We start from the raw sequence: 10,767 nt of genomic DNA, 5'->3' as shown, positions 1-10,767 counted from the left end.
CCGGCCGGTTTGGTGTTTGATGGGCTCCTACCACAACTTGGTGTGTTTGAAGGAGCCCTTCATCCACGTAACTGCCCGGCAGACGGGTTGCGGACAAGACCCCTGGCAAGGCGCTTAGCCATCAGCGCCGGTGCGCAAACCCCTGCGCACCGGCGCGGCTAAGGTCAGCGGCATGGCAGACGAGCTGGTCCACTACGAGGTGCGGCGTGGCATCGCGACGATCACGCTGGACTCTCCCCACAACCGCAACGCCCTGTCCGCGCAGCTGCGCCGGGAACTCACCGAGCACCTCGCCCAGGCCGCGAAGGACGACCGGGTGCGGGTGGTCGTGCTGACCCACACGGGATCCGTGTTCTGCTCCGGCATGGACCTCAAGGAGGCCGCCGGCGCGAGCGCGGGAGACCAGGGGGTCAACGAGTTCCCCGCGATCCTCGAACAGCTTTGGACCAGTCCGAAACCGGTCGTGGCCGCGCTCAGGGGACCGGCCCGCGCGGGTGGCGTCGGCATCGTCGCGGCCTGCGACATCGCGGTGGCCGCCAACGAGGCCACGTTCGCGTTCAGCGAGGTGCGGATCGGTGTCGTGCCCGCCGTCATCTCGGTCACCGTGCTGCCGCGGCTGCTCCCCCGCCAGGCCCACGAGCTGTTCCTCACCGGTGAGACGTTCGACGCCCACCGCGCCAAGGAGATCGGCCTGCTCAACTCCGCCGTGCCGGTCGACGGCGTCGACGCGGAGGTGCGCCGCTACACCGACATGCTCGCGCTTGGTGCGCCCAACGCCCTCGCCGCCACCAAGGAGATGCTGCGGCAGGAGCGGTCCGCGAACCTCGGCGAGGTGTTCGCGGACATGCTCGAACTGTCGGCGCGGCACTTCGGCGGACCGGAGGGCCAGGAGGGCATCGCGGCGTTCAGGGAGAAGCGCAGGCCCTCCTGGGTTCCCGCCGAAGGCTAGAACCAGCCGGTGCACTCGATGACGCCCTGAGACGAACCGCAGGCGCGCATGACCTTCCCGTCGTTCTTGAACGGCTCGGTGTACTTCGCACTGCCCGAGTCGATCCGCGTGTACCCGAGGAACCCCTCGTGCTCGTTGGCCGAGGGGTCCTTGCGGTCCGTCCAGATCTCCTCGCCCGGTGTGCCGTAGGAGATGCGCCCCCAGGCGCACTTGGACCTGTTCGACGCGCGCAGCTCGACGACCCGGCTGTTCTGCATCGTCACCGGGTTGTCGCCGTCGATGGTGTCGAACGGCGTGAAGGGGTCTTCCTGCGTGCAGCCGGCGTCACCGGCGAATGACGGGACCGGGCACAAGAAACCGACAACCACCACGACGCCGAGCGCACAGCTCAGGCGGCGGAATTGCTTTCCCATGGCACTGCACTGTCCACTCCGGACCGCGAAACCGCAGCCCAAGTCACCGTTCTGTGCGAATCACGCGCAGTTTTCGGTCACCTGATTCAGCGGTCCGTTTCACAGCGTCACGCAGCACTTCCCAAACGGACTGGTCCAGGTCCGCGGGCACGACCAGCACGTACTCCCCCGCCGGCAGCCAGGAGAGATCGCTCAGGCTGTCGTGCAACGCGTCCAGGTTCTGCCCGAACCAGTCCGGGAAGTCCAATGCGCGGGCAATGGCCGCGATGGCCTCGACCTTTTCCGAAACGAGAATGTGCCGTTTCACTTGCTCACGTCCACGACGACGAACGTCGAATAGTGGTCGCCGGTGTAGAAAACCTCGCGCGCGCTGCCGGTGATGAGTCGTCGTGCGCCGCGGTCGGGACTGCCCGGCGTCGGCACCGTGTACTCCTTGTAGTAACCGGACTTCTGCTGCGGCAGCCGCTTCTCCCGGTTCTCGAACGTCACGCCGTCGTTGCGCGGGTACGGGAACGGGCCGTTCGACTCGATCAGCTTCCACGTCTTCGCGGCCTCGGCGGGCAGCGACGACAGGGCCTTCACGTCGAGACCGGACTTCGCGCCGGGAACGCCGGACACCGACACGAACGTCGGCGGGGCGGTCAGCGACACGGACCCGATCGGGATCTGCCCGGCAGGCGGGCTCGAGGACACGTTGTCCTTGACGAACCAGCCGACCACGACCAGCGCGATCAGGCCGACCAGTGCGACGGTGAGGCGACGACCAGGACTCACGCGGGGACCTTCTCGGGCTCGGGTTCGGGCTCAGGTGCCGACGCGGGGTTCTTCGCCCGCCAGTCGACGACGCGGTCGATCAGCCGCGCCACGCCCAGGCAGAGCGGCAACACCACGATCATCACGACGGGGAACTGCACGGCGACGGGCAGCTGCACGAGCCACAACTCGACCCCGTCCCACCACTGCCAAAGCCAGTCCACGCCCCCCAGCGTAGTGTCGTGACCGGTGTCACGGCATTTGGCCGGGGCCCCGGTCGGTATGTTGCGAACCATGTTCGCCGTTTACGCAGCAGAACCCAGTCCCGAGAACCCGCTGGCCTCGCTTCGCGTCGGCGAGCGCCCAGAGCCCGAGGTGCCCGCCGGGTGGGTGCGCGTCGCGGTCAAGGCGGCCAGCCTCAACATGCACGACCTGTGGACGTTGCGCGGTGTCGGCATCAAGCCCGAGCAGTTCCCGATGATCCTGGGCTGCGACGGCGCGGGCGTCCTCGACGACGGCACCGAGGTGGTGCTGCACTCCGTCATCGGCGACCCGGAGTGGTCCGGTGAGGAGACGCTCGACCCGAAGCGCACGCTGCTCACCGAGAAGCACCAGGGCACGTTCGCCGACTACGTCACGGTGCCCGCCCGCAACGCGCTGCCCAAGCCCGCCGACCTGTCGTTCGCCGAGGCGGCCTGCATGGGCACGGCGTGGCTGACCGCCTACCGGATGCTGTTCGTGAAGTCCGGCCTGCGACCCGGTCAGACGATGCTCGTGCAGGGCGCGTCCGGTGGTGTCTCGACCGCGCTCATCCAGCTGGGCCGTGCCGCCGGGTTCCGCGTCTGGGTCACCGGCCGCACCGAGGAGAAGCGCGCGCTGGCCACCAGCCTCGGTGCGCACGAGGTCTTCGAGTCCGGCGCCCGGCTGCCGGAACGGGTCGACGCGGTGATGGAGACCGTCGGCAAGGCCACCTGGTCGCACTCGATGAAGGCGCTCAAGCCCGGCGGCATCGTGGTGATCTCCGGTGCCACTTCCGGTGACGCGAGCGCGGCCGAGCTGCAGCGGCTGTTCTTCCTGCAGCTGCGCGTGGTCGGTTCGACCATGGGCACCCGCGAGGAGCTGGGCGACCTGCTGCGGTTCTGCGCCCTCAACGGCCTCAGGCCGCAGATCGGCGCCGAGCTCAAGTTCGAAGACGCCGAACAGGGGCTCAAGGCCATGCTCGACGGCGAGACCGCGGGCAAGATCGTGCTCACCCGATAGCGGTAAACAGCCCGATCGGCCAAAAAACGATCTCTTGATTGGTGAGTCCGGACAAACCGCGTGACAGTAGACGCGCATAGGTTCCCCCGGACCCACTTCATCGAGGGAGCTGAAGGCATGACTACCCAGGGCGTGTTCCGGCGCAAGCCCATCGACCAGATCGCGGACGACCGGGGCGACGGGCTCACCAGAACGCTGGGTCTGTGGCAGCTGACCGCGATCGGCATCGGCGGCATCATCGGCGCGGGCATCTTCTCGCTCGCCGGCGCCGTCGCGAACAAGACGGCCGGCCCCGCGGTGCTGATCTCGTTCCTCATCGCCGGTGTCGCGAGTGCGGCGGCGGCGTTCTCGTACGCGGAGTTCGCGGGCCTGATCCCCAAGGCGGGCAGCGCCTACACCTACGGCTACGCGGTGCTGGGCGAGATCGTCGGCTGGTTCATCGGCTGGGACCTGCTGCTGGAGTACACCGCGATCGTGGCCGTGGTCGCGATCGGCATCTCCGGCTACTTCACCGAACTGCTGTCGCTGCTCAACATCCATCTGCCGCAGTGGATGCTGGGCGCGCCCGGCACCGAAGGCCAGGGCGTCGAGCCGGGCAGCTACAAGGTGAACCTGTTCGCGGTGCTCCTCTGCCTGCTGATCGCGTACGTGCTGAACCTGGGCATGAAGAACGCGGCCAGGTTCGAGACCACGCTGGTGTACCTGAAGGTCGCCGTGGTGCTGCTGGTGATCGGCGTCGGCGTCTTCCACATCGACACCGCCAACTACAACCCGTTCTTCCCGTTCGGCCTGTCCGGCGCTTTCACCGGTGCCGCAACGGTCTTCTTCGCCGTGTTCGGCTACGACGCGATGAGCACCGCCGCCGAGGAGTCGAAGGACTCCCAGAAGCACATGCCCAAGGCGATCATCTACTCGCTGGCGATCTCGATGGTCCTGTACGTGCTGGCCTGCCTCGTGCTGACCGGCATGGTCAACTACAAGGACGTCGACGCCGAAAGCGCGTTCGCCACGGCGTTCGCGGACATCGGCTTCCACTGGCTGGGCATCATCATCAGCGTCGGCGCGATCCTCGGCATCACCACGGTGCTCTTCACGTTCCTGCTGGGCGCGGCGCGCGTCGGTTACTCGATGAGCAGGGACGGCCTGCTGCCCCAGTGGTTCGCCAAGACCCACCCGGTGAAGCACGTGCCGTCACGGATCACCTGGGTGCTGGGCGTCGCCTCGGCGGTGATCGCCGGGTTCCTGCCGATCGCGGAGGCCGCGGAGCTCACCAACATCGGCATCCTGCTGGCGTTCGTGGTCGTCTGCGTGGCCGTGATCGTGTTGCGCTACAAGCAGCCCGACCTGCCGCGCACGTTCCGGACGCCGGGCATGCCGGTCGTGCCGGTCATCGGTGTGGTGTTCTCGGTCTGGCTCATCACGTTCCTCACGCCGGAGACCTGGGCGCGGTTCGCGATCTGGTTCGTGATCGGCATGGTCGTCTACTTCACCTACTCGCGGCGCAACTCCGTCATGGAGAAGCAGAGCTCCACGCGGTGACCTGCTGGTCGAGCACGGACAGCGGCACCGGTCCGAGCCCGATCACGAGGTCGTGGAACGCCTTCACGTCGAAGCGGTCGCCCAGCCGGGCGGCCGCTTCGGCGCGCACGCGCTGGATCTCCAGGCGCCCCACCATGTACGCGAGCGCCTGGCCCGGCACCTCGATGTACCGGTCGACCTCCGAGGTGATCTCGGGTTCGGTCATGACCGTGTTCTCGCGCAGGTAGTCGACGGCCTGCTGGCGGGTCCACCCGAACGCGTGCAGGCCCGTGTCGACCACCAGCCGACCGGCGCGCATCGCGTCCAGCCCCAGCATCCCGAGGCGTTGCTCGTCCGACGAGTACAGCCCCATCTCGTCGGCGAGGCGCTCGGTGTAGAGGCCCCAGCCCTCCAGGTACGCCTCGATGAACGCGAACCGCCGCAGGTTCGGCATCGACGCCTCGGCGGCGATCGAGAGCTGGTAGTGATGGCCGGGCACGGCCTCGTGGAACGCCGTCACCTCCGACACCGTGCGGCTGCGTTCGGTGGCGCCCAACGGGTTCAGCCAGTAGGTGCCGGGACGGCTGCCGTCCAGCGGCGCGGGCTGGTAGAACGCGATCGCCGCCGTCTCCCGTTCCGCCTCGCCCACCAGGCACACCCGGCAGCCGGTCTTCGGCATCCGGCCGAACCACCGCGGTGCCTCGGCCTCGGCCCGTGCGATCGCCTCAGCCGCGTGCGCGACCATCTGGTCTTCGTTGTCCCACAACAGTTCCGTGCGCAACCGGTGGAAGATCTCCGGCACGTCGGCCGTGCCCCACACCCGTGCGCCGATCTCCGCGTACTCGTCGCGCAACGCGGCGATCAGGTCGAGGCCCAGCCGGTGCAGCGCGGCCGGGGTGTACGAGGTGGTCGTGTAGTTGCGGACGAGGTTGGCGTAGTTCTGCTCGCCCTCGGGCAGCCAGCAGATGCCCGGCCGGTCGTCGGGACGGCCGTCGACACAGGCCAGCACGTCGCGGTACCCGGCCACGGCCGCGCGGATCTCCGCCGAGGCCGGGCCCTCCCACTCCTGCACGGGCGAGGCGAGGAACCGCTCCATCCGCGTCACCCCGGTCCGCAGGTGCCGTCGCAACGGTCTGCGGTCGGAGTCGCGCACCCGCACGGCCGCCTGCGTCACGTACCGCGCGATCTCACCGCGCCGCCGTGACACGTCCAGCTGGGCCGCCATCTGCAGCAACGCGTTGACCGGCGCGCTCAGCCCGGTCGCCACGGTGTGCTCGACCAGCCTGGCGTCGATCCGCGCCACGATCGTCTCGCCCTGGTGCCGCAGCACCGCCAGGGTGACGGGGTCCTCGTCGCTGTGCTCGGCCCGGCGCAGGATGTCGGCGATCCGGGCCCGCAACGCCTGCTGCCCGTCGACGCTGAGGTCCTCGAGCTTGTCGTCCCAGCCGGGCAGCCCGTACACCGAGGGCAGGAACGGCGACCAGTCCATGGCCGCGGAGAACATCTCGTCGGCGAGCGACATCAGGGCCGCCCGGCCCAGTCGGCGACCAGGTCGCCGAGCGTGGACAGCGGCACGACGCCGTTGTCCAGCACGAGGTCGTGGAACGCCTTGATGTCGAACCGGTCGCCCAGCTTCGACTTCGCCTCACCGCGCAGCCGCTGGATCTCCAGCCGTCCCACCATGTACGCGAGCGCCTGCCCCGGCGTCTCGATGTACCGGTCGACCTCCGAGTTGATCTCCGTGTCGTCCATCACGGTGTTCTGGCGCAGGTAGTCGACGGCCTGCTGCCGCGACCACCCCATCGCGTGCAGGCCCGTGTCGACCACGAGCCGCCCGGCGCGCATCGCGTCGAGGCTCAGCATGCCCAGCCGTGCCTCGTCGGACGAGTACAGGCCCATCTCGTCGGCCAGGCGTTCGGTGTAGAGCCCCCAGCCCTCGATGTAGGCGTCGATGAACGCGAACTTGCGCAGGTTGGACAGCTCGGTCTCGGCCGCGATCGAGAGCTGGAAGTGGTGGCCGGGAATGGCCTCGTGGAACGCCGTGACCTCGGACACCGTGCGGCTGCGTTCGGTGGCGCCCAACGGGTTCACGAAGTACGTGCCGGGGCGGGACCCGTCGAGCGCGGCGTCCACGTAGTAGGCGAACGCGGCGCTCTGGCGGTCGACCTCCGGCACGAACCGGACCTCGCAGCGTGCTTTCGGCAGCCGGCCGAACCAGTTCGGTGCCTCGGCCTCGGCCCGCGCGACCGTCTCCACCGCGCTGACGAGCATGTCGTCCTCGTTGTCCCACAACAGATCCGTGCGCAACCGCCGGAAGATCTCCGGCACGTCGGCGGTGCCCCACACCCGTGCGCCGATCTCGGCGTACTCGTCCCGCAACGAGGCGATCAGGTCGAGCCCGAGCCGGTGCAGTTCCGCGGGGGTGTAGGACGCGGTCGTGTAGTCGCGGACGAGCTTGCGGTAGTTCTCCTCGCCGTCGGGCAGCCAGCACAGGCCGGCCTGCTCGTCGTCGCGTCCGGGCAGCCCCAGCAGGACCTCGCGGTAACGGGCGAACGCCGGGCGCAGGTCCGCGTCGCCCTCCCACTCCTGGCGCGGCGAGGCGAGGAACCGTTCGACGTGCGCCGCCCCGCCCTCCACGTGCCGGCGCAACGGCCGGCGGTCGGTGTCGAGCAGCCGCTGCGCCGCCTGGTCGAGCAGGCGCGGCACGAGGTGCCGCCGCCGCGAGTAGTCGATCTGGGAGGCGAACCGGAGCAGGACCGCGACCGGCGCGTTCAGCCCCCTGGAGACGGAGTGCTCGACCAGCCGGGCGTCGATCCTGGTGATGATCGAGGTGGCCTGGTGCCGGATCACGTCCTTCGCGACCGGGTCCTCGTCGCTCTCGTCGACCCGGCTCAGGATGTCCTGCAGCCGCGCGCGCAGGGCCTGCTGGCCGTCGACGCTGAGGTCTTCGAGCTGGTCGTCCCAGCCGGGCACGCCGACGAGCGTCGCGAACGTCGGCGACCAGTCCATCATCGCCCGGAAGGTCTCATCGGAGAGCGAGGTCACGCTCTCCTTCTTAGCTGCGCCGGAAGCGCTCCGCCAAGGAATTGACGACATCCGTGAGCTCGGTGTGGAGCCTGCGCACGACGTCGGCGGCCGGTTCCGCGGTCGCCAGCGAGTACGTGGTGCCCGCCCACAGCGACATGACCTCCAGCTCACCCGTCGCGCGCACCGGCTTGGTGAGGTGGTGCACGTTCGGGTACGCGGCGGGAGCGTGCGGGCTGTTCTCGATCAGGAACCGGTTGACGAGCCCGCGGGCGGGCCGTCCGCTGAACGCCCTCGTCAACGCCGTGCGGCGCGCCCCTTCGGCGAGGGCTTCCCGGTGCGCCGCAGCGGTTCCGGCCTCGGGGCAGCCGAGGAACGCGGTGCCGAGCTGCGCCGCCACGGCCCCCGCCGCCAGCACCGCGGCCACGTCCGCGCCGGTCATGAGCCCGCCGGTCGCGATCACCGGCAGGTCGACGGCGCTGCGCACGAGCGTCAACGCGGCCAGCGTCCCGTACAGCTCGCCACCGCCGGGCGAGATGCCGTCGTCGGTGAACGTGCCGCGGTGGGCACCGGCGTCGGCACCCTGCACGCACAGCACGTCCGCGCCGACCTGCTGCGCCTGCCTGGCCTCGCTCGGTGTGGTGACCGTCACGACGATCGTGGTCCCGGCCGCCTTGAGCCGCTGCACGTCGTCCGCGTCCGGCAGCCCGAACGTGAACGACACCACCGGAAGCCGCAGCGCCAGCACCAGCTCCAGCTTGGCCCCGTAGTTGTCGTCGTCCCAGCGCGGGTCGCCGGGCACCGCCCCGACCTTCTGCGCGCACGCCGTGACTCGGTCCACGTACGACGAGATGTCGGCGGTCGGCCGCGTGCCGGGCACGAACAGGTTGACCCCGAACGGCTTGCTCGTGAGCTCACCGGTGCGCTTGATCTTCTCCGCGAGCTGCTCGACGGTGAGGTAGCCGGCCGCGAGGAACCCGAACCCGCCCGCCTCGTTCACCGCGGCGACCAGTTCGGGGGTGGAGGCGCCACCTGCCATGGGCGCGGCGATCACGGGCACGGCCAGCGTGTGGAACATGAGGACAACCTAGTTGGACCGGGCGGTGGATGCCCGGCGAACCGCCTGTGTCCTTGATGACGCAAGGAACACCTCGTTACTCCACTCGGACCAGGGCGTGGAACGGTTGCCGGAGCTGGGTTTCCACCGCGCCGATGTCCACTGTGGAGGTCGCCAGGAGGCTCGGGGAGGCCGTGCGGCCTCCCCGAGCCGGGCCATCATCTAGGGCAGGGAGTCCAGATGAGGGGCGACCGTGCTGGCGAACTGCCAGTTGTTCGACGCGTCCCAGTTGATAGACCACGTCATGGCACCGCGGATGGACGGCCAGGTCGTGCTCGGCTTGAACGTCCCGCAGTTGGTGCCGCGGGCCAGGCAGTCGAGCGCGTTGTTGACGTTGGACGGCGACTGGTAGCCGCCACCGGCTCCGGACGGCGACGCGGGCAGGCCGAGGCCGACCTGGTCGGCGCGCAGGCCGTTCTGCAGCTGGATGCACGCGAGCGCGGTCAGGAAGTTGACCGTGCCCTGGCTGTAGACCTGCTGGTCGCAACCGTTCATCGAGCCGGAGTTGTAGTACTGCATGTTGACGATGGTCAGGATGTCCTTGATGTTCAGCGCCAGCTTGAAGTACTCCATGCCGGTCGACTGCATGTCGATCGTCTGCGGTGCCATCGTGATGACGGTGCCGCCACCGGCGTAGATGCTGCGCAGTGCCTGCGCCATGTAGGTGGAGTTGACGCCGTTCTCGAGGTCGATGTCGACGCCGTTGAAGCCGTAGTTCGTGATCAGCGACTTGACGCTGTTCGCGAAGTTGGTGGCCGAGGTCGAGTCGCTGACGCTGATCGTGCCGTTCTGCCCGCCGACGCTGATGATCACCTTCTGGCCGCGGTTCTGCAGGGTCCGGATGTCGGCCTTGAACTGCGCGTCGGTGTAGCCGCCGAGCTGGCCGCTCAGCCCGGAGTCGAGCGTGAACGACACCTGTCCCGGCGTACCGGTCGCGTCGGCGAAGGCCACCGCGACGATGTCGTAGGTGGTGGGGACGTCCGCGAGCTTCAGTGCGCGCGCACCGTTGTAGAAGTTCTGCCAGTAGCCCGTCAGGACGTGCTTGGGCAGGCCGGTGTTCGGCGGGTTGCCGGTCGTGGTGGTGGTCGTGGTCGTCGTGGTGGTGGACGTCGTGCTCGTGGTGGTCGTCGTCGGTGGCGTGCCGGGGCCGTCGAGGTTGAAGTCGTCGGCGTAGTAGGTGGGCTGGCCGTACCAGCCGTTCACGTAGATCGTGACGCTGGTGGCGCTGCCGCTGGTGAAGTCGACGGTGAGCTGCTGGAAACCGCTCGTGCCGGGCGTCCACGTGCTCTTCTCCACGCCGCCGGTCACGCCGAGGTAGACGTAGCTGCCCTGCACCCACGCGGACAGCTTGTAGGCCGTGTTCGGTTGCACCGTCACGGTTTGCTGGCACCGCGCGTTGCTCTGCCCGACCGGTGTGCCCTGCAGGGCGTAGCTGCCGGTGCGCTTCGTGCCCGTGGTGACGCTCGCGCCCTCCGAGCAGGTCCAGCCGCTCAGGTTGCCGGCCTCGAACCCGCTGTTGGCCGCGAGGTTCGCGGCGGCGGCGCTGCCGTTGATCACCAACACCAGACCGGCGCAGGCGAACAGCGCGGACAGCAGCGCGATCGCTGTTCGTCTGGTCTTGGACATGGTCCACCTCCACACATTCATGCGGCGACCATGTTGTGAGTGGACTAAAAATGGACTAGACCACTACTCCGGGTCAAGCATTGCGCTGGTCATCGGATGTATTTAGG

Annotated in this window: 10 protein-coding genes and 1 pseudogene; 3 read left to right on the top strand and 8 right to left on the bottom strand. The window is 68.9% G+C overall.

The genetic code is table 11. The annotated features are described in order from the left end of the window. Window positions 1-172 precede the first annotated feature (172 nt). Window positions 173-949: an enoyl-CoA hydratase-related protein gene (locus ABZV40_RS41475; RefSeq protein WP_355454890.1), complete on the top strand. Its 777-nt coding sequence runs from the start codon at window positions 173-175 to the stop codon at window positions 947-949. On the opposite strand, the gene ABZV40_RS41470 is transcribed toward ABZV40_RS41475, so the two are convergent. From ABZV40_RS41470 to ABZV40_RS41455, 4 genes and pseudogenes are all read right to left on the bottom strand, one after another. After that, window positions 946-1,362, bottom strand: coding sequence for a hypothetical protein (locus ABZV40_RS41470; protein WP_355454888.1), 417 nt, complete (start codon window positions 1,360-1,362; stop codon window positions 946-948). The two genes, ABZV40_RS41475 and ABZV40_RS41470, sit on opposite strands and share 4 nt — an antisense overlap. A 151-nt stretch (window positions 1,363-1,513) precedes the next feature. Next, a pseudogene (locus ABZV40_RS41465) lies at window positions 1,514-1,669 on the bottom strand (barstar family protein); the annotation flags it as partial. Continuing rightward, window positions 1,666-2,136, bottom strand: a complete 471-nt coding sequence (locus ABZV40_RS41460; protein WP_355454886.1) for a ribonuclease domain-containing protein — start codon at window positions 2,134-2,136, stop codon at window positions 1,666-1,668. The gene ABZV40_RS41460 and the pseudogene ABZV40_RS41465, both read right to left, overlap by 4 nt. Next, window positions 2,133-2,339: a hypothetical protein gene (locus ABZV40_RS41455; RefSeq protein ID WP_355454884.1), complete on the bottom strand. Its 207-nt coding sequence runs from the start codon at window positions 2,337-2,339 to the stop codon at window positions 2,133-2,135. The genes ABZV40_RS41460 and ABZV40_RS41455 overlap by 4 nt, the downstream gene beginning before the upstream one ends. A 70-nt stretch (window positions 2,340-2,409) precedes the next feature. Here ABZV40_RS41455 and ABZV40_RS41450 point away from each other — a divergent pair, with 70 nt between their 5' ends. Both ABZV40_RS41450 and ABZV40_RS41445 read left to right on the top strand, forming a co-directional pair. Next, window positions 2,410-3,375 (top strand): zinc-binding dehydrogenase, encoded by a 966-nt coding sequence (locus ABZV40_RS41450; RefSeq protein ID WP_355454882.1) that lies wholly within the window; start codon window positions 2,410-2,412, stop codon window positions 3,373-3,375. A gap of 117 nt (window positions 3,376-3,492) precedes the next feature. After that, window positions 3,493-4,914 carry an amino acid permease gene (locus ABZV40_RS41445; RefSeq protein WP_355454880.1) on the top strand — a complete coding sequence of 474 codons (1,422 nt, stop codon included), beginning with the start codon at window positions 3,493-3,495 and terminating at the stop codon, window positions 4,912-4,914. Here ABZV40_RS41445 and ABZV40_RS41440 read toward each other — a convergent pair. The 4 genes from ABZV40_RS41440 to ABZV40_RS41425 all read right to left on the bottom strand — a co-directional run bounded on the left by ABZV40_RS41440 (window position 4,886) and on the right by ABZV40_RS41425 (window position 10,660). Continuing rightward, on the bottom strand, window positions 4,886-6,415 hold the full coding sequence (locus ABZV40_RS41440) for a DUF885 domain-containing protein (RefSeq protein ID WP_355454878.1): 1,530 nt from the start codon (window positions 6,413-6,415) through the stop codon (window positions 4,886-4,888). The two genes, ABZV40_RS41445 and ABZV40_RS41440, sit on opposite strands and share 29 nt — an antisense overlap. After that, window positions 6,415-7,938, bottom strand: a complete 1,524-nt coding sequence (locus ABZV40_RS41435; RefSeq protein WP_355454876.1) for a DUF885 domain-containing protein — start codon at window positions 7,936-7,938, stop codon at window positions 6,415-6,417. The genes ABZV40_RS41440 and ABZV40_RS41435 overlap by 1 nt, the downstream gene beginning before the upstream one ends. A 10-nt stretch (window positions 7,939-7,948) precedes the next feature. After that, window positions 7,949-8,995 carry a nitronate monooxygenase gene (locus tag ABZV40_RS41430; RefSeq protein WP_355454874.1) on the bottom strand — a complete coding sequence of 349 codons (1,047 nt, stop codon included), beginning with the start codon at window positions 8,993-8,995 and terminating at the stop codon, window positions 7,949-7,951. Window positions 8,996-9,196: 201 nt separating this feature from the next. Continuing rightward, the gene (locus tag ABZV40_RS41425; RefSeq protein ID WP_355454872.1) at window positions 9,197-10,660 is read right to left on the bottom strand and encodes a glycosyl hydrolase family 18 protein; all 1,464 of its coding nucleotides are present in this window, start codon (window positions 10,658-10,660) and stop codon (window positions 9,197-9,199) included. Window positions 10,661-10,767: the final 107 nt, after the last annotated feature.

The organism is Lentzea sp. NPDC004782 (genome assembly GCF_040609115.1).
In the GTDB taxonomy this organism is placed as follows: domain Bacteria; phylum Actinomycetota; class Actinomycetes; order Mycobacteriales; family Pseudonocardiaceae; genus Lentzea.
This window is presented reverse-complemented; position numbering and strand designations above follow the sequence as displayed.